This is a genomic window from Nocardia cyriacigeorgica (assembly GCF_010868145.1).
In the GTDB taxonomy this organism is placed as follows: domain Bacteria; phylum Actinomycetota; class Actinomycetes; order Mycobacteriales; family Mycobacteriaceae; genus Nocardia; species Nocardia cyriacigeorgica_D.
Map to the genome: position 1 here is coordinate 1 of NZ_JAAGUY010000035.1, position 17,979 is coordinate 17,979.

Consider the following 17,979-nt stretch of genomic DNA (forward strand, 5'->3'; position numbering starts at 1 on the left):
CCACCCACCCCCGACCTGACCGCCCGCATCATCCGAGAATCCGGCGTCACCCGCTTCGGCAGCAGCAACTACGGCGAAGCGTTCGCGGGCTTCGTATCGAGCCACCTGGACGCCCTCGGCCCCCGCACGTCCCTGCTGATCCTCGGTGACGCCCGCACCAATCGGACGGACCCGAATCTTGTTGCGCTGGAGCTGATGGTGGACAAGGCGAAGCACGCGTACTGGTTGAACCCCGAACCCGCCCGTTCGTGGTCCACCGGCGACTCCGCCGCCGACACCTACGCCCAGCACCTCACGATGCACGAGTGCCGGAACGTGGTGCAGTTGGCCGAGGTCGTCGCGCGACTACTGCCCGCTTAGCGTGGTAGCACCACCGGATGAGTCCTTACTCTGTCCGACTGCGTGGAGTTCACGACCGCCGCGACCTTCTCAGCCCGGGACCCTAATCTCGTACCTGATGTTCATTCGTTCGCGGCGAATTCTCCCTCTGGAGCCACCGACTTCACGATTTTCGTGGTCGTATCGGAGCTCGGCCAGCTGATGTCGTGCCTCCGGCCGCTGGCACGCACCCCCATTGTGAACTGCTCGAAACGTGCTGCCAGTCGTTGTTCTGACGGGTAGAACTTGCGGGCGATCGGTAGCTGGAGATCCGCCTTGTCCAGTTGCTGTAGTCCGAGCTCGAGGATCGGGCCTTCATTCGCGGCCGACATGATCTCCTCGCCGACGTGGATCTTCATATCGGAAAAGACTCCGATGAGATTGCGGTCGTAGGCGGTGTGATGAATACGGCATAAGCTCAGACCGTTTGGAATGTCGGCGATTCCATGCTCGTGCGCGTCGGGAACGATAGGCGCCGCCTCGAGCAACTGGACACGATCAGTGGTCGCCGAACTCCCTTGATCGTGAACTGGTCGAGTTCGGAACGGGAAACGGACCCGCCCCGGTGACAACCAGATCGGTGAGTGCCGCGAAGATCTCCAACCGCAGCTCATACTCTTCCTCTAGCGTCACATGCTCAGTGTGCCATGGTGTTACGACCGAAGCGGTACGGCGGACTCTTCGCAGATCGTTGCAATGATCTGCCGGGGATCGAGTCGCTCGAGCCGTCACGGTAGTTAGCCATGGACCCATAGACCTCGGGGAACCGCGCTTGATCCAGGACGCGAATACAGCCCCATCATTGCCGCGTTCCCGTGTGCTGCAACTTGCGGGGTCGGTGCCTCGTGCAGACGCACCAGTTGGAGCCCGCTCGAGTGGCGCTGAACCGTGCGCTGACGGATGCGGAGTCCACAGGCAATGCGCTGGATGCGGGTTCGGCCGTTGTCACGCTGTGCTGGCTGCTGATCGTGGAACGTCGATTCGACCGGGTGCGCCAGCTCGCCACAGCGTGGGCTGACCGAATTTGAGCCGCGCTTGTCCTCGTGATGGCGTGGCGATCTGGTGGCCGCACGACCGGGGCGACGAATAGGTAGCCCCCCACGCCTGCCGATCGTGCAGCCGGGAACTGGCACCCGACGGCACCGGAGCGGAGTGCTTGCCGGGATGAGTCCGATCGGCCCCGTGCAACGCGTGGGCCCTACGTGACGGCTGCCACCCCACCGTGACGCCCCCGTAACCTGGGCAATCGTCCACACTCCATAGTGGAACGCCCTGAGGGATAGTTACCTCACAGTCACATGGTCCAGATGTGGAGGAATAGCCGAAACCATGGCATCGTTGTAGGCGAGACCGGGCTTGAAATTTGCTCGGCTCATCTACAGGAAGTATGAAGTACAGAACATGGCTCAAGGCAGCGTGAAGTGGTTCAACAGCGAAAAGGGCTTCGGCTTTATCGCGCAAGACGGAGGCGGCCCTGACGTCTTCGTGCATTACTCGGCAGTTTCCGGGTCGGGTTTCCGGACCCTCGAAGAGGGCCAGCGTGTGGAGTTCGAGATCGGGCAGGGCCAGAAGGGTCCGCAGGCTCAGGACGTCCGCGCTATCTGAACAGCGTGACTTTCGCAAGCCCCGCACCGTACGGTGCGGGGCTTGCCCCTTTTCCGGACCTTGTGACTCAGCCTGCGCGCATGAGCTGGACGTACTGCTGCGGCAGCTGCTCGGGCCGCAACTTGGTGACCTCGGCAGGGCCGGACTGGTAGGAGTCCTCGCCAACGATCCGGCCGTCCTCATCGACCGGCCAGAGGATGAGCTGGCGGTTGATGACGAGGTAGTCGGCTGATTCGTCATCAACCGGTATGCCGAGTCGCGCGGCATAGGATCCGGGGTAGATCTGCTTCAAGAAGCCCTCGGTCACCACGCAGTGGTCGTCGACGACGAGACGATCGATGTCGAACTCGAGGATATTCGAGCGTGTCGCCAGGAAATCTGTGTAGTACTGGCGCACGCCGTCGGTGCCCTTCGGCCCGCGGTCGCTGCCACTGTTCCAGAAGTGGTAGTCGGGCTCGTCCGACAGCGTGGCCATCAGTGCGTCCAGGTCGGGCGCGGCCTCGGCCCGCATATGTTCGATGACGGCGCCGAGCACGACGCGGTGCCGCCGATCGGTGGTGTCGGCGAGTCGTTGTTCGAGCGGCTCCCAGGTCCGGGTGGGATCGATGACGGGCATCGTGGCATTCCTTTCCGTGGCAATGGTTCACGCGTGCGGCAGGACCAGGATCTTGACGTGCTCGTCAGGATCGCGCAGCGCGTGGAACGCATCCGCGACACCGTCGAGACCGACGCGGCCGGTGATGATCGCTTCGGCGTCGATCTCGCCGTCTGCCAGTCGACGCAACACTGTGTCGTAGGCGCGGTCGTAGCTGCCATGGCCGAAATTGATGGCAATCATCCGGAACTGGCCGACTACGGGGACAATGGTCTCCTCCGCGAAACCGGCCGCGAGGACCTGGATTCGGGAGCCGAACGGCATAGTGTGCAGCAGAGAGTCGAGAATGCCTGCGCGGCCACTGCATTCGTAGGCGATGAGGATCCCCTCGCCGGGTGTGGCCATCTCGTTCCACACGGCGATGGGGTCCTGCTCATTCGGGTCGACGACGATATCGGCGCCCAGTGCGCGGGCGAGTGCACGTCGGGCCGGTGACGGCTCGGAGGCGATCACGGTCCGTGCGCCGTGTGCCTTCGCCGCCAGTATCGCGCCGAGACCGATCGGGCCGCAGCCGATGACCAGCGCCGAGTCGGCGTCGGTGAGACCCGACTGCTGCACATGCATCTCACCGACATGCAGCGGCTCGGCAAGTGTGGCGTGTTCCAGTGAGAGCCCGTCCGGAACATGGCGCACCCAGAATGCGTCGACGACGATGAATTCGCCGAAGCCGCCGTGATATTCGTTGGAATACCCGATGATCGTCGGAATGCCGGTGACGGTATCGGTGCAGACACCGATCCCCGCAACGCGGTCGCCGATGACGAAATCCTTCACCTCCAAACCGGTTTCGACGACGGTGCCCGCGTATTCGTGACCGAGCACCACCGGCCGCTGATGGTCGAACACGGCCAGTGGGTAGCCGGCCTTCTCGGCGACCGCGACGAATCGGCACGGATCCTTCGACATGCTCAGATCACTACCGCAAATCCCGCAGGCGGCCACCGCGATACGCAGCTGACCCGGGCCGAGCGCAGGGGGATCGGCGACCTCGGTCACCAGGAACTCGCCATCGGCGAACTGTGCCGCACGCATGGTCACGCCCCTTTCTGCTGTTCGCCGTAATAGTCGGTGTGTGCCTTGGTGATGGCGCTGACCAGTCCACCGATGAGGTAGTCGCGGTTGTCTTCGGCGAACTGCAGACTCGCCTCCCGGCCGATATTGCGCTGCTTGAAATGCGGGACGACCTCGGCGGCGAAAAGCTCGTAGCTGCGCAGGGTGTCTTCCCAGTTCGCCATATCGACGTGTAGCAGCAACAACGTGCCGAACCCGCCGGTCTTCTCGATCAGCCGCTCGATCTGCGCAATCGCCTCATCGGGAGTGCCGATGATCGCCTGCCCGAACTCACCGAGCGTGTCGTTGCGCCACTGATCGATGATTCCGTGCGGAGAATCCGCCCAAGCGGGGCGAACTCCGGTCTGCCGGTTGACGTAGGCGGCCATCGCGCCGATGCGACGGCTCACCGCGCGCTCGGCGTCCGCGCGCGACTCCGCCAGGAACATGGGATTGACCAGCCGCCAGGTGGCGCGATCGGCCACGTGTTCGTGGTCGGCGCACACCTTCTCGTACACACCCCAGTTGCGGTCGAGTGCGTCGAAACCGGTGGGTGACCCGGCTGCCAGGGACAGCAGTGAAAGTCCGTGAGTCCCGGCCAGCACCGAGCCATTGGGTGAAATGGTGGACGCCGCAGCCACTTCGATACCCGCGGGGTCATAGGTCGGCAGTTGGGCGCGGGCGTCGCGCAGGGTGAACCAGTCGGTCTTCATGTTCACGACCTCGCCACGCAGCAGCGCCAGAATCGCCTCCAGCGCTTCGCCCTGCCGTTGGCGCTGATCGGACGGGTCGATGCCCATCATGTGCGCGTCGAGCGGAATCTTGCCGGGGCCGGTGCCGACGATCAGCCGGCCGCGGGTCTGCAGATCGAGCTGCGTGATCCGGTCGGCGGTGATCAGCGGGTGGTGATACGGGAGTGACATGACTCCGGTACCGAAGCGGATGCGCTGGGTGCGCTCGGCTGCCGCCGCGATGAACATATCCGGTGCGGGCACGATCTCGGCGCCGGTGGAGTGGTGTTCACCCATCCAGGCTTCGTCGAAGCCCAGGTGGTCGAGGTGTTCCATGAGGTCGATATCGCGGCGTAACTGTAGCACCGGATCGGCGTCGAGCGGGTGATACGGGGCGAGGAAGGCGCCGAATCGCAGTGATCGGGAGGTCCACACGGGCGTCGTCTCCTGACGTGATCGGGACGAGAAAGGTGAGTGGCATCACATCCGCTCACTCGCTGTTGTCTACCAGAGGATTGGATCAAGTGATCCAGAAAGCTCCCGCTGAATGGAACAACACCGGGACCGGGTCCGCGAACCGATCAGGAGCCGAGGAGTCGTTCGACGCCGCCCACTACGAACGTCACCACGTCCTCGTAGAAGGTGACGAGTTCGTCGGGCGAGAGCATGCTGTCGTCGCGGCTCCACTCGTCGGCCTGGCTCAATGCCTGGACGAAGCCCATGACCGACACCGCCCAGCGCGCCGCCAAACGCTGCGGGTCGGCCGCCGGGAACGCGCGCCGGACCTGTTCGAAGAGGATTTCCGGCAGACGTTGATCGGTGGCTTCGAGCGCGGGATGGCCTTGCGGCGCGATCTGCGCGATGATCTTGACCCACCGCATCCCGCGGGTCCGATGCCGTTGTAAGAGTTCGAGATACGGCGTGGACACGGCTCGTACGAGCGATTCGGCATCCGGTGGTTCGGCTGACCCGGCCAGCCGGTCGGCATTGGCCCGGATGCGGTCGCGGACCGACGCGCCGAGCTCGACCAGCACCGCGGCGAGCAGGTCGTCCTTGGTGCCGAAGTGATAGTGGACCGAGGCGGCACCGAGTCCGGCAGCAGCATTGACCGCGCGCACCGATACCGCGTCGACGCCGTGGGCGGCGAAAAGCCGCTCGGCCGTCTCGAGCAGGCGGAGCCGGGTGGCATCGCCCTGACGGTTGCGGGCAGGGGAGCTCATGCGGTCAGCATGGCACGGGACGCCGACCCCAGCTGGTTGTATATTGCAAGCGGTAGGTCTGAATCGGAGGAGGACGGTATGCGTGAGGACGGACGCTCGGGCTGCCCGATCAACGCGACCATCGAGGTGATCGGCGACCGCTGGACGTTGCTGGTGCTGCGCGACGTGATGTTCGGCAACCGTCGCTACTTTCGTGAGCTGCTGGCCGGGTCCGAGGAGGGCATCGCATCCAACATCCTGTCCGACCGGCTGAAGCGGCTGGTGGCAGCCGGATTGCTCAGCCGCGACGATGCCGGGCCGGGCCGCAAGGCCGAGTATCGGCTGACCGAAGCCGCCATCGAGCTGGTGCCGATCATGGCCCATCTCGGTTCCTGGGGCCTGCGCCACCGCGAGACCACCCATCGTTTGCGGGTCCGGGCGCAGCTGTTGGAGGAAGGCGGTCCGCAGCTGTGGGAAGAGTTCATGGACGAGCTGCGGGAGTCGCACCTCGGGACACCGCGGCCTGATCCATCGGTGCCGCGGGCGAGTGAGCGTTTGGCAGCTGCTTATGCGGCTGCCGCAGTCGGCGGCAATCAGGATCGGGAGCCGCCCCGGTCCGATAGAACAGCGTTGCGGACCAGGTAGGCGATCGCTCCGATGGCTGTCACGGCTGCTCCAGCGAGGACGGCTTCCGCGGGCAGGGTGCATGCCAGGGCCAGGCACCCGATCAGGCCGAGGGCAGGGATGACGCGTAGGGGGCGGCCTTCATCCGGGCGGAGGGTCCAGGCGGAGGCGTTGGCGATGGCGTAGTAGAGCAGGACGCCGAAGGAGGAGAAGCCGATGGCGGTGCGGAGGTCGGCGGTGGCAGCGGCGACGGCAACGACTGCGCCGACGGCGATTTCGGAGTGGTGTGGGACGGCCGTGCGCGGGTGTACGGCGGCGAGGGTGCTCGGTAGGTGGTGATCGCGGGCCATGGCGAGGGTGGTGCGAGAGACACCGAGGATCAATGCGAGCAGGGAACCCAGCGCGGCGACGGCGGCGCCGACGCGGACAATGGGGGACAGCCAATCGGCGCCTGCTGCCTCGGCGGCAGTCGACAAGGGCGCGGGGGATTCAGCCAGACGTTGTGGGCCGAGCACCAGCAGGACCGCGACCGCCACCGCGGCGTAGACGACGAGCGCGATGGCCAGTGCGAGCGGGATGGCGCGGGGAATGGTGCGTGCGGGGTCGCGCACCTCCTCGCCGAGAGTGGCGATGCGGGCGTAGCCGGCGAAAGCGAAGAACAGCAGCCCCGCGGCCTGCGTGACGCCGAGAACCGTGATGTCGTTGCCGAATTCGAGTCGTTGTGGATCCGCCTCGGCGGACGTGGCCGCAGCAACAACCACGGCGGCCAGCACCGCGAGCACGACCGCTACGATCATCCTGGTCAGCAGCGCGGACTTCTGGACGCCGAGATAGTTCACCGCCGTCAACACCACCACCGCAGCGACCGCCACCGCGTGCGCATGACCGGGCCACAGATAAACGCCAAGGGTCAATGCCATTGCCGCGCAGGACGCGGTCTTACCGATCACGAAACTCCAGCCGGCCAGATAGCCCCAGAACTCGCCGAGCCGTTCGCGACCGTAGACATAGGTGCCGCCGGACTCGGGATAGCGGGCCGCCAGCCGCGCCGAGGACGTGGCGTTGCAATAGGCGACAACGGCCGCGACGGCGAGACCGAGCAGCAGCCCGCTACCCGCGGCTTTGGCGGCCGGTGACAACGCGGCGAAAATGCCTGCGCCGATCATCGCGCCCAGACCGATCATGACCGCATCGCCGACTCCCAACCTTCTGCGCAGCCGTTGTGGGTTCGGCTGGTTCGGGGACGCGGAGGTGGGCACGGCGGCTCCTGGGGAGGGGTCCGAAGTCGTCGCTCACCCTATCCGCGGCCGTGTTCCAGCGCTGGGCGGCTGTCCGCTCGGCGGGCGGATGCGGCATGGATAGGGATTTCGAGGAATATCAATGCGGCTAATTGATTTGGATGCGGCGAGGCAGCTGGCATCCGACCTGGTCGACCGAACTTCGCGTATTGCCCACAAAAATTGTGGGCAGCTTTCTAAGTGAATTCTCAGGTTATTCCGCCATGTGCGGGAGAGTGCTTCGTGATCGGCTCGTGACCTGGTGATTCTCGGCATTTGCGCTGATAGGAGCCCTGTATGGCAGCAATGTGGCTCACACGCCAGCGGCAATTGTGGCCTGTGTCACTAATTGAAGTTTTTCCGTAACCGATTCCGATCGCGCCTCGATGAGTCCTGTGTCAGCCAGTTCGACTGGATTGAATTTCGACGAGAGGTATTTCATGATCCCCGTTATCATCGACACCGGTAGCGCCGCCGTGAACGGTCTTTTCGACACCCTGGGTGCGGCTCTGCACGGCCTGGTGAACACCCTGTGGACGGGCTCGTTCGGCGGCTGATCACACGCTGCGGTCGCGGACGCGACCAGACTCCTGCCCCGGTCTTCCTCGTAGAGACCGGGGCAGGTCCGTCTCCGGACGAAAACGGCGCCCGACCCAGGCCACCCGACCGACTGAGGACGGCCGCCTACCAGGCGGTAGGGGGCGCGCAAATCCGGCCAACTAAGCTTGGCCCCGGTAACTGCCGACCCCTTTTCTTCCCCAGGAGTAACCCACAGTGAGCCAAGCAGGCCGTCCTGTAGTTCTGATCGCCGACAAGCTCGCCCAGTCGACCGTCGACGCGCTCGGTGACGGTGTCGAGGTCCGCTGGGTCGACGGTCCCGACCGTCCGGCGCTGCTGGCCGCGGTTCCCGAGGCCGACGCGCTGCTGGTTCGTTCGGCCACCACGGTCGACGCCGAGGTGCTGGAAGCCGGTAAGAACCTGAAGATCGTCGCCCGTGCCGGCGTCGGCCTCGACAATGTCGATGTGCCTGCCGCCACCGAGCGCGGCGTCATGGTCGTCAACGCGCCGACCTCCAACATCCACACCGCCGCCGAGCACGCCGTCACGCTGATGCTCGCCGCGGCCCGTCAGGTGCCCGCCGCCGACGCCACCCTGCGTGAGCGCACCTGGCAGCGCAGCAAGTTCAACGGTGTCGAGATCTTCGGCAAGACCGTCGGCGTCGTCGGCCTCGGCCGCATCGGCCAGCTGTTCGCCGCGCGCCTCGCCGCGTTCGAAACCCACGTCATCGCCTACGACCCCTATGTGTCGCCGGCCCGCGCCGCCCAGATCGGCATCGAACTGGTGACGCTGGAGGAGCTGCTCGGCCGCGCCGACCTCATCTCGGTGCACCTGCCCAAGACCCCGGAGACCAAGGGCCTGCTGAGCAAGGAGAAGCTCGCGCTGACCAAGCCGGGCGTCATCATCGTCAACGCCGCCCGCGGTGGCCTGATCGACGAGCAGGCGCTCGCCGACGCCATCAAATCCGGCCACGTGCGCGCCGCCGGTCTCGACGTCTACGAGACCGAGCCGTGCACCGACAGCCCGCTGTTCGAGCTGCCGCAGGTCGTGGTGACCCCGCACCTTGGCGCCTCCACCTCCGAGGCACAGGACCGTGCGGGCACCGATGTCGCCAAGTCGGTGCTGCTTGCGCTGGCGGGCGAGTTCGTACCGGGTGCGGTGAACGTCACCGGTGGCGTCGTCGGCGACGAGGTCGCCCCATGGCTCGACATCGTGCGCAAGCAGGGTGCTCTGCTCGGTGCGCTGGCGGACGAGCTGCCGGTGAGCCTGGAGATCCAGGTGCGCGGCGAGCTGGCCTCCAGCGAGGTCGGCGTGCTGGAACTGTCCGCGCTGCGCGGCATCTTCTCGGCGCACGTCGAGGACCAGGTCACCTTCGTCAACGCGCCGGCGCTCGCCAAGGAACGCGGCATCACCGCCGAGGTCACCACCGCGTCGGAGAGCCCGAGCCACCGCAGCGTCGTCGACCTGCGCGCCGTGTTCGGCGACGGTCGCACCCTGAATGTGGCAGGTACGCTGACCGAGCCCGCCCAGGTGGAGAAGATCGTCAACATCAACGGCCGCAACTACGACATGCGCGCCGAGGGCCTGAATCTGGCCGTGCTCAATTACGAGGACAAGCCGGGCGCACTGGGCAAGATCGGCATGAAGCTCGGTGAGGCCGAGGTCGACATCCTGGCGGCGCAGCTGACCCAGGACGTGGACAAGGAAGGCGCCACCGTCATGCTGCGTGTCGGCAAGGAGGTATCCGCCGAGGTGCAGAACGCGATCCGTGAATCCGTCGGCGCCACCAAGGTCGTTCAGGTCGACCTGTTCTGAGTCACCGGGTTCGCATCACCCGATATCACCGACCGAGCCCCGTTCCGTGTGGAGCGGGGCTCGGTTGTCTCGTCGGTTCTAGTGCTCATGCCCTCCGCGGGCTTCCACTGCCGCTTTCGCCTCCGCCAAACCTGCCTCCGGGTGCAGTCCCCGGTACGCCTTGATCGCGTGAATCGTCTTGCCCTGAGCGAGTAGCGCGTCGATTTCGCCATAGGAGATGGCAGCCTCGGGATCGTCGATGCCCAGATGTTTCATGATCAGGTCGATCTTTCGCTCGATTCGACCGATCCGGTACTCGAGCCCACTGTTTCCGAACATGCGCAGAGGCTGCCCATGGCGCCGCGATCCCACTGTTCGGGAGAGTTCGCCCTGGTCGCGGCCGGGTTCGGGCCACCGGCTATCGTTGCGATGTTCACGGGCGCCATCATCGGAAACGGAGCATTGCTTTCATGAAACTCGCTGTCATCCCGGGCGACGGTATCGGTCCCGAAGTCATCGCCGAAGCCCTCAAGGTGCTCGATGTGGTGTCGCCCGGGGTCGAGAAGACCGAATACGACCTGGGTGCCAAGCGGTACCACCGCACCGGCGAGATCCTGCCCCCCTCGGTGTTGCCCGAGCTGAAGCAGCACGACGCCATCCTGCTCGGCGCGATCGGTGATCCGTCGGTGCCAAGCGGCCTGCTCGAGCGCGGTCTGCTGCTGCACACCCGGTTCGCGCTGGACCACCACGTGAACCTGCGGCCGTCGAAGCTGTTCCCGGGCGTCACCAGCCCGCTCGCCGGCAATCCCGATATCGACTTCGTCGTCGTGCGTGAGGGCACCGAAGGCCCCTACACCGGCACCGGCGGCGCTATTCGCGTCGACACCCCGCACGAGGTCGCCACCGAGGTCAGCACCAACACCCGGTTCGGCATCGAGCGGGTCGTGCGCTATGCGTTCGCCAAGGCGCAGCAGCGTCGGAAGCACCTGACGCTGGTACACAAGACGAACGTGCTGAGCTTCGCCGGATCGCTGTGGCAGCGCACCGTCGACGAGGTCGGCGCCGAGTTCGGTGACGTCGAGGTCGCCTACCAGCACATCGACGCCGCGACCATCCACATGGTCAACGATCCGGGCCGCTTCGATGTGATCGTCACCGACAACCTGTTCGGCGACATCATCACCGACCTGGCGGCCGCGGTCAGCGGTGGTATCGGTCTGGCGGCCAGCGGCAATATCGACGCCTCCGGCACCAATCCGAGCATGTTCGAGCCGGTGCACGGCAGCGCCCCGGATATCGCCGGTCAGTCCAAGGCCGACCCGACCGCGGCGATCCTGTCGCTGTCGCTGCTGCTGAACCACCTCGGCGACACCGAAGCCGCGGCTCGGGTCGAGGCCGCGGTCGCGAAGGATCTGGCCTCGCGCACCGGCGCCGCGTCGACGGTCGAGGTCGGCGACCGGATCGCCGCCTCGGTCTGAGTCATGTGATGTGTAGGCCCCGCGCTCTCTGTGAGCGCGGGGCCTACTGCATCCCGCCGCCGTGCTTGTCGGTCCCGGGTTGGGTTCTCACGCACCGTCTCGGAGACTCTGATACGTCGACCGCAGCGGGATCGGCGCACCGAGCGGTCGAGTGCTCGTGCAGTCAGGCGTCGGTCCGCGCGCGGCCCGGGCGCCGTCGAATTCGTATCAACGCGGCTCGGGATCCTTGGGTACCAAGGGAATCGCGATGACTGCGAGCGCGGCCGCGGCCAGGTAGGTAGCCGGGAATCCGGAGTAGGTGATCAGCGCGCCGAAGACCGGCGGAACCGCTGCCAGGACCAGATTCTGCCCGGTGTTCTGGATGCCCAACCCGCGACCACTCCAATGCGGCCCGGCGATTTCGGCAACCGCGGTGAAGGCCAAGCCGTTGTCGGACACCGTGACGACCGAGGCGATCACCAGTAGCGGGATGGCCAGCCACCACCACTGCGCCCATGCGGCCAACCCCAACGCCGCCATGGTCGCCACCGCGGCGATCGCGACCGACCGCAGCGGTCCAAGGCGGCTGCCCACCCGGTCCGACCATGCGCCCGCACCGATCCGGCCCGCAGCACCCAGCATTTGGGTCGCGGTGACCAGCACGCCGGCCACCGGCAGCGACCAGCCGATATCGCGATGCAGCCACAGCAATGCGAACGTCCACACCGTCGCCTGGGGGAACACCAGCAAGACCGACACCGCATGAATGCGCAGCAGCGTCGTGCTGCCGCGATATGGGTTGGCCCGATCAGTGGCCGAGCCCGCCGGACGTGGCGGATCAATGATCCCGGCCAGGCAGCCCACCGCGGCGACCGCCGCCATGATCGCGGGCACCAGTATCGCGACCGCGACGCCGTGTGCGCCGGCCACCAGGGGAATCGCCACTGCGCCGACGCCGACGCCCAGTGGCTGCGCGGTCTGCCGGACACCCATGGCGAGCCCGCGACGATGCGGCGGGAACCAGCCGACGATCACCCGCCCGCTGGCACCGTTGGTGCTCGCCGCGCCGACACCGCCGAGGAACAGCAGCACACCCAACGCCGGATAGCTCGACGTCGTGGCCGCGGTGGCGCCCGCGACGAACATCAGTAGCGGTCCACCGACCAGTACCTTGCGTTCGCCGATCCGGTCGACTACATAGCCCCAGGCGATCAGCGTGCAGACCAGCCCGACGCTCGGCATTGCCACCAACAGCCCGGCCGTGACCAACGGCATGCCCTGCGCGGTCAGCTCGGGCAGCAGGAACGGGACGCCGTGGACGAAGACCGCGCTGGAGGCTTGGGCGAAGACCCCGAGGGCGAGCATCGACCACCGTCGAAACGTGTCGACCTGCGGTGTGGTCGCCGTGGGAGCGTTCACGGCCATTGGTAGCCCCACCTCTCGAATCTCAATATATGGAACTCTGATCTCACTCAGTGATCGGCTGACGCTTACCGTACACCCGGTGACCGGGACCGCCGAAGCGACAGTGATGTCCGACGGCTCACACCTCGCGGCCACCGCAACCTCTCGATGTGAATGCGGACCGTCGTGCGCTCGGATTCTGTTGTGCTCGAGGGCGACGTGGCGCACCCGATGTCGGCCGGCCATGTGACGGGCATGCTCCGCGTTCGGGCAGGTGGAGGCGGGTGGATAGACTCCGACTATGCGTCTAGGTCGAGTTGCCAGTCCGGATGGAGTCGCTTTCGTCAGTATCGAGGGCGACGGTGGCGACAGCGTCGCCAAGGAGATCGCCGAACACCCCTTCGGCACCCCGACGTTCACCGGGCGCAGCTGGCCGCTGGCCGATGTGCGCCTGCTCGCCCCGATTCTGGCCAGCAAGGTGATCTGCATCGGTAAGAACTACGCCGCGCATGCCGCCGAAATGGGCGGTCCGGCACCCGCCGACCCGGTCATCTTCATGAAGCCGAGCACCTCGATCGTCGGGCCGAACGCGTCGATCATCCTGCCGCCCAGCTCCTCTCAGGTCGACTACGAGGGAGAACTCGCCATCGTCATCGGTCGCCCGTGCAAAGACGTGCCCGCGGCCCGTGCGCATGAGGTGATCCTCGGCTACACCGTCGCCAACGATGTGACCGCGCGCGACCAGCAGCGCCACGACGGTCAATGGACCCGTGCCAAGGGATACGACACCTTCTGCCCGCTTGGGCCGTGGATCGAAACCCAGCTCGACCCCTCGGATCTGGAGATCGTCACCGAACTCGACGGCGAGGTGCGCCAGCGCAGCCGCACTTCGCTTCTGCTGCACGATATTCCGAAGCTCATCGAATGGGTGACCACCGTGATGACGCTGCTGCCCGGCGATGTCATTCTCACCGGAACCCCCGAGGGTGTCGGCCCGATGACCGCGGGGCAGAACGTCTCGGTCACGGTGTCGGGCATCGGCACCTTGACCAATCCTGTTGCCGCCAAACGCTGATCGAAAGAGAGCCATGACTGAAGTACGGGTCCGTTTCTGCCCGTCACCCACCGGGACGCCACATGTCGGCCTTATCCGGACGGCGCTGTTCAACTGGGCGTACGCCCGCCATCACGGTGGGAGCTTCGTCTTCCGCATCGAAGACACCGACGCGGCACGCGATTCCGAAGAGTCCTACCGTGCGATCATCGACGCCCTGCGCTGGCTCGGACTGACCTGGGACGAGGGCCCCGAGGTCGGTGGCCCCTACGAGCCCTACCGTCAGTCCCAGCGGCGCGATCTGCACCTGGACGTGGTGCGACGGCTGGTGGAGGCGGGGGAGGCCTACGAGTCCTTCTCTACGCCCGAGGAAGTCGAGGCGCGCCACCTCGCCGCCGGCCGTGACCCCAAGCTCGGCTACGACAACTTCGACCGCGACCTGACCCCCGAGCAGATCGAGGCCTTCCGCACCGAGGGTCGTCCCCCGGTGGTGCGGCTGCGGATGCCCGACACCGACCTCACCTGGAACGACCTGGTGCGCGGGGAAACCACGTTCAAGGCGGGTACCGTGCCCGACTTCGCGCTGACTCGAGGCAGCGGCGCCCCGCTCTACACCCTGGTCAACCCGGTCGACGACGCGATGATGCGCATCACCCATGTGCTGCGTGGTGAGGATCTGCTCTCCTCGACGCCGCGCCAGCTCGCGCTCTATGCCGCGCTACAGCGCATCGGTGTCGCGGAATTCACTCCCGAGTTCGGTCATCTGCCATTTGTGATGGGGCCGGGGAACAAGAAGCTGTCCAAACGCGATCCGGAGTCGGACTTGTTCGCCCACCGGGACCGCGGTTTCCTCCCCGAGGGTTTGCTGAATTACCTGGCATTGCTCGGTTGGAGCATCGCCGACGATCACGATGTGTTCTCGATGTCGGAGATGGTCGCGGCCTTCGATATCTCGAAAGTCAATTCGAATCCGGCCCGTTTCGACCAGAAGAAGGCTGATGCGCTCAACGCCGAGCACATCCGTTTGCTGGAAGTGGGCGATTTCACTCACCGTTTGCGTGAGTACCTTACCGAACACGGACATATCGGCGCCGAAATCGACGAGAAGATGTTTGCCGCAGCGGCCCAACTCGTGCAGACCAGGATTGTCGTCCTGGCCGACGCGTGGGATCTGCTGCGCTTCCTGTTCTCGTCCGACGAACAGTTTTCCATCGACCCCGCTGCGGCCGCGAAGAATCTCGGTGCTGACGCGGCGCCGGTTTTGGACGCCGCTATTGCCACGCTGGACTCGCTCACGGCGTGGACCACCTCCGCCATCGAGGAGGCTCTGAAAACCGCGCTGATCGACGATCTGGGCCTCAAACCGCGCAAAGCCTTCGCGCCGGTGCGGGTCGCGGTGACCGGCTCGCACATCAGCCCACCGCTCTACGAATCGCTCGAACTGCTCGGCCGCGACCGCGCGATGGCTCGGCTGCGCGCGGCGACGGCGCAAACCCTGGCCGGCTGACCGCGGCAGTGGGCGGCTGCCGTGAAACAGCCGCCCACTGCCCGAAAACAGGGCTTTGACCAGGCGATTTGTAGTTTACCGTCAGTGGTTTGGTACTCTTCTTCTCGGCCGGAACACGGCCTCGGAGTCACCCAGACACGAGGTCGAATGTGTTGGTCATTGGGGTATGGTGTAATTGGCAACACAGCTGATTCTGGTTCAGCCATTCTAGGTTCGAGTCCTGGTACCCCAGCGGAGAAAGCTCCGGTTTCGACTCATGTCCGAATGGGCCTGAAGAGAATCCTTCTCGCGATGGCGAGCGGGTTCGCCGGAGTCTCATCCAGGCGATTTGGTCGCCGAGCTTCGGCCGGTTAAGCTTGCCGAGCCTGATCGAGAGATCAGACCGATCGAAAGATCACCGGATACACCTCAGCCAGAGGTTGATCCAAGTCCTGGCCCCGTCGTCTAGCGGCCTAGGACGCCGCCCTCTCAAGGCGGTAGCGCGGGTTCGAATCCCGTCGGGGCTACGCAGATGGAAGGCTCATGCTCACGAAGAGCGTGAGCCTTTTCTGCTTCGCATTGTCTTTTGGGGGTGCAACCCCCATACCCTGTCCGGAGGGCTTCGCCCCCGGACCCCCGCCCGGGTGGCTTCGCCCCGGGGGAGTCGGGTGTGCGTTGGTGGGGGAAGTCGCGTTGCTGGTACTTGCAGGGCGTGTGACCTTGCTGATACGTGGGGGCGCACCACTTTTGCAAGTGTGTGCGGGGCAGGTCGCTTGACGAGTTGGGCGGTCGTTCTGCTGCGCCGGCCCTTACTGCGCTCATATGGCACGTTCGGTCGAACCGGATAGCCGCCGAGCCATGTGCAGCGAATCGTTCTCGGGCTGGGCGGTTGCCGGCCTGGGCCGATGTCCGGGCCCAGGCCGACTGTCGTGCCGCTACCCGCTCTTGCGGCGGAACTCTCGTTTGTGGCTGGCGCTGGCGTGGGGGCCAGTGGCCTTGGAGTGGCCGTCCATGTGGTCGGCCGAGCGGGCGTGGTGCTCGTTCTTGCGTTCCAGTGCCTCCCGGAACTTGCGCTTCACTTCATCGGCGCTGTTTTGGGAACCACCCGATTCCGACATGGTCTGCTCCTTGTGGTCGGGCCGAGGCCGCACCCGGCGAGCGGGGCGGGCGCCGGCCGAAACGTGTCGAACATCTCGACGCTAGCCCGCCGGGCGGGTCCTGTCAGGTGGAATTCGGGTTGCCCGCGATGTGTCGGGCGCCCTGGAGGTGAAATCAGTCGTCGAGGGCGTGGGCAGTGGTGCCGCCCAGCGGCATCGCGGGCATACCCAGCTTGCGGTGATCCCAGCTGCGGATGCGGTCGGCCACCACACGCACCGCCACCCGCTTGTTCAGCATGGTCTCCACGAACGGGCGCATTTCCTCGCTGTACGGGCCCGTATAGCGCTCCCAGACGCTCACACCGACCGCGAAAAGCTTCTCCGGATCATCGATGATCTCCGCGCGGCCCTCGATGGACACACCACGCAGCGTGTCGTAGGTCTGACCCGACTCCACCATGCACGTCACACGGGGATCGCGGCGTATGTTCACCGCTTTCTGCGACTTGGCCTTGGTCTCGAACCACAGCTCGGGCCGGCCGCCGTCGGGGCCGTCGATCAGCGCGTACCACATGGCGGTCAGATGCGGTGCGCCGCTCGCACCGAGGGTGGCCAGCATGGCGACGCGGCTGCGCACCAGGAAATCGGTGATCTCGGTGTCGGACATGACGATCTGCGACCGTTGGTTAACTCCCATGGGCCAACTGTAGTGAGGGCGGGTGCCCTCGGGTAGGGCCGCAGGTGCCAGGCCGCCTGTGCGCAGCCGTGGCGCGGTGCCTAGAGCCGTTTGTGCAGCGCGTCGGCCGCGGCCACCAGATCCGCTGCCCAACGTGCACCCGGCCTGCGGCCCATGCGATCGATCGGCCCGGACACCGACACCGCCGCCACCACAACACCGCCCGGATCTCGGACCGGCGCCGAAACACTCGCCACTCCGCTGGCCCGCTCGGCCGCGCTCTGCGCCCAGCCGCGCTTTCGGACCTCGGCGAGGGCGCGTTCTCCGTAGACGGCATCGGCCAGGATCGTCCGCTGCAATTCCGGATCGGCCCAGGCGACCAACACCTTCGCGGCCGAACCCGCGGTCAGTGGCAGCCGGGCGCCGATCGGGACGGTGTCGCGCAGGCCGGCGGGCGGTTCCAGTGCCAGAACGCAGACGCGCGCATGGCCGTCGCGGCAGTACAGCTGGACGCTCTCGCCGGTGATCTCCCGCAGCCGGGGCAGAATGGCCGAAGCGGCGTCGTGCAGCGGATCGCTCGCACCCGAGGCCAGCTCGGCCAGGGCAGGCCCCGCACGCCAGGAACCGTTGTTGTCCCTGCTCAACAGCCGGTGCACCTCCAGGCCGACGGCCAACCGGTGCGCGGTGGCGCGTGGCAGGCCGGTGCGCTCGCACAGTTCGTTGAGGCCGCACGGTTGCTCGGCGACCGCATACAACACGGCCACCGCTTTGTCCAGGACGCCGATACCGCTATGCTGTCTCATAGAACGATATTAGCGTCTCGCATGCTGAGATTCCTAGCCTCGGGTTCCAGGTACCGGGATTCCGGGGCCGCAGGATCGCTGAATGCGAAGTTCCCCTCATGTCGCGCATCCGCCGCCGACAGCCAAGAGCG

At 66.0% G+C, this 17,979-nt stretch carries 20 protein-coding genes and 2 tRNA genes; 10 read left to right on the top strand and 12 right to left on the bottom strand.

Annotated features, from left to right (window positions below; translation table 11 throughout):
- A partial coding sequence (locus GV792_RS26265; protein WP_163827525.1) for a VWA domain-containing protein occupies nt 1–360 on the top strand: 360 nt, incomplete at its 5' end.
- 101 nt (nt 361–461) lie between these two features.
- Here the strand turns inward: GV792_RS26265 and GV792_RS26270 are convergent.
- Both GV792_RS26270 and GV792_RS29935 read right to left on the bottom strand, forming a co-directional pair.
- The gene (locus GV792_RS26270; protein ID WP_163827528.1) at nt 462–866 is read right to left on the bottom strand and encodes an HNH endonuclease; all 405 of its coding nucleotides are present in this window, start codon (nt 864–866) and stop codon (nt 462–464) included.
- Between the two features lie 10 nt (nt 867–876).
- Entirely contained in the window at nt 877–1,011 is a 135-nt protein-coding gene (locus GV792_RS29935) for a hypothetical protein (protein WP_256673887.1), read from the bottom strand.
- A 242-nt stretch (nt 1,012–1,253) separates the two neighbouring features.
- On the opposite strand from GV792_RS29935, the gene GV792_RS26275 reads away from it, so the two are divergent.
- Together GV792_RS26275 and GV792_RS26280 are read left to right on the top strand one after the other, a co-directional pair.
- Nucleotides 1,254–1,406, top strand: a complete 153-nt coding sequence (locus tag GV792_RS26275; RefSeq protein ID WP_163827530.1) for a hypothetical protein — start codon at nt 1,254–1,256, stop codon at nt 1,404–1,406.
- A gap of 373 nt (nt 1,407–1,779) precedes the next feature.
- Nucleotides 1,780–1,983 carry a cold-shock protein gene (locus GV792_RS26280; protein ID WP_030521844.1) on the top strand — a complete coding sequence of 68 codons (204 nt, stop codon included), beginning with the start codon at nt 1,780–1,782 and terminating at the stop codon, nt 1,981–1,983.
- A 67-nt stretch (nt 1,984–2,050) separates the two neighbouring features.
- On the opposite strand, the gene GV792_RS26285 is transcribed toward GV792_RS26280, so the two are convergent.
- From GV792_RS26285 to GV792_RS26300, 4 genes are all read right to left on the bottom strand, one after another.
- Complete coding sequence (locus GV792_RS26285; protein WP_163827532.1) at nt 2,051–2,599, bottom strand: nuclear transport factor 2 family protein; 549 nt, start codon at nt 2,597–2,599, stop codon at nt 2,051–2,053.
- A 27-nt stretch (nt 2,600–2,626) separates the two neighbouring features.
- A complete protein-coding gene (locus tag GV792_RS26290; RefSeq protein ID WP_163827534.1) occupies nt 2,627–3,670 on the bottom strand; it encodes an alcohol dehydrogenase catalytic domain-containing protein in 1,044 nt (347 codons plus the stop codon).
- A 2-nt stretch (nt 3,671–3,672) separates the two neighbouring features.
- Nucleotides 3,673–4,854 carry an LLM class flavin-dependent oxidoreductase gene (locus tag GV792_RS26295; protein WP_163827540.1) on the bottom strand — a complete coding sequence of 394 codons (1,182 nt, stop codon included), beginning with the start codon at nt 4,852–4,854 and terminating at the stop codon, nt 3,673–3,675.
- A 146-nt stretch (nt 4,855–5,000) separates the two neighbouring features.
- Nucleotides 5,001–5,639 carry a TetR/AcrR family transcriptional regulator gene (locus tag GV792_RS26300; protein ID WP_163827542.1) on the bottom strand — a complete coding sequence of 213 codons (639 nt, stop codon included), beginning with the start codon at nt 5,637–5,639 and terminating at the stop codon, nt 5,001–5,003.
- Nucleotides 5,640–5,717: 78 nt separating this feature from the next.
- Between GV792_RS26300 and GV792_RS26305 the strand changes: the two genes are divergently transcribed.
- Nucleotides 5,718–6,263, top strand: coding sequence for a winged helix-turn-helix transcriptional regulator (locus GV792_RS26305; RefSeq protein ID WP_163827544.1), 546 nt, complete (start codon nt 5,718–5,720; stop codon nt 6,261–6,263).
- Here GV792_RS26305 and GV792_RS26310 read toward each other — a convergent pair.
- Nucleotides 6,212–7,501 carry an APC family permease gene (locus tag GV792_RS26310; RefSeq protein ID WP_375154320.1) on the bottom strand — a complete coding sequence of 430 codons (1,290 nt, stop codon included), beginning with the start codon at nt 7,499–7,501 and terminating at the stop codon, nt 6,212–6,214. The two genes, GV792_RS26305 and GV792_RS26310, sit on opposite strands and share 52 nt — an antisense overlap.
- Nucleotides 7,502–8,293: 792 nt before the next feature.
- On the opposite strand from GV792_RS26310, the gene serA reads away from it, so the two are divergent.
- Entirely contained in the window at nt 8,294–9,892 is a 1,599-nt protein-coding gene (serA, locus tag GV792_RS26315) for a phosphoglycerate dehydrogenase (protein WP_163827546.1), read from the top strand.
- A 78-nt stretch (nt 9,893–9,970) separates the two neighbouring features.
- On the opposite strand, the gene GV792_RS26320 is transcribed toward serA, so the two are convergent.
- Nucleotides 9,971–10,210, bottom strand: a complete 240-nt coding sequence (locus GV792_RS26320) for a hypothetical protein (protein WP_218580086.1) — start codon at nt 10,208–10,210, stop codon at nt 9,971–9,973.
- Nucleotides 10,211–10,341: 131 nt separating this feature from the next.
- Between GV792_RS26320 and GV792_RS26325 the strand changes: the two genes are divergently transcribed.
- Nucleotides 10,342–11,349 (top strand): 3-isopropylmalate dehydrogenase, encoded by a 1,008-nt coding sequence (locus tag GV792_RS26325; protein WP_163827550.1) that lies wholly within the window; start codon nt 10,342–10,344, stop codon nt 11,347–11,349.
- Nucleotides 11,350–11,556: 207 nt separating this feature from the next.
- Here the strand turns inward: GV792_RS26325 and GV792_RS26330 are convergent, their stop codons facing one another.
- Entirely contained in the window at nt 11,557–12,753 is a 1,197-nt protein-coding gene (locus GV792_RS26330) for an MFS transporter (protein ID WP_218580087.1), read from the bottom strand.
- A gap of 280 nt (nt 12,754–13,033) precedes the next feature.
- Between GV792_RS26330 and GV792_RS26335 the strand changes: the two genes are divergently transcribed.
- The 4 genes from GV792_RS26335 (at nt 13,034) to GV792_RS26350 (ending at nt 15,799) form a co-directional block, all read left to right on the top strand.
- Complete coding sequence (locus tag GV792_RS26335) at nt 13,034–13,807, top strand: fumarylacetoacetate hydrolase family protein (protein WP_163827552.1); 774 nt, start codon at nt 13,034–13,036, stop codon at nt 13,805–13,807.
- Between the two features lie 13 nt (nt 13,808–13,820).
- Nucleotides 13,821–15,293 carry a glutamate--tRNA ligase gene (gene gltX / locus GV792_RS26340; RefSeq protein ID WP_163827554.1) on the top strand — a complete coding sequence of 491 codons (1,473 nt, stop codon included), beginning with the start codon at nt 13,821–13,823 and terminating at the stop codon, nt 15,291–15,293.
- 160 nt (nt 15,294–15,453) lie between these two features.
- Nucleotides 15,454–15,525: transfer RNA gene (locus GV792_RS26345), tRNA-Gln, on the top strand.
- 201 nt (nt 15,526–15,726) lie between these two features.
- Nucleotides 15,727–15,799, top strand: a tRNA-Glu gene (locus tag GV792_RS26350).
- A 408-nt stretch (nt 15,800–16,207) separates the two neighbouring features.
- Here the strand turns inward: GV792_RS26350 and GV792_RS26355 are convergent.
- From GV792_RS26355 to GV792_RS26365, 3 genes are all read right to left on the bottom strand, one after another.
- Nucleotides 16,208–16,390, bottom strand: coding sequence for a DUF5302 domain-containing protein (locus tag GV792_RS26355; RefSeq protein ID WP_163827556.1), 183 nt, complete (start codon nt 16,388–16,390; stop codon nt 16,208–16,210).
- Nucleotides 16,391–16,544: 154 nt separating this feature from the next.
- Nucleotides 16,545–17,066: a pyridoxamine 5'-phosphate oxidase family protein gene (locus GV792_RS26360; RefSeq protein ID WP_163827557.1), complete on the bottom strand. Its 522-nt coding sequence runs from the start codon at nt 17,064–17,066 to the stop codon at nt 16,545–16,547.
- An 80-nt stretch (nt 17,067–17,146) separates the two neighbouring features.
- On the bottom strand, nt 17,147–17,848 hold the full coding sequence (locus GV792_RS26365; RefSeq protein WP_163827559.1) for an IclR family transcriptional regulator: 702 nt from the start codon (nt 17,846–17,848) through the stop codon (nt 17,147–17,149).
- Nucleotides 17,849–17,979 lie beyond the last annotated feature (131 nt).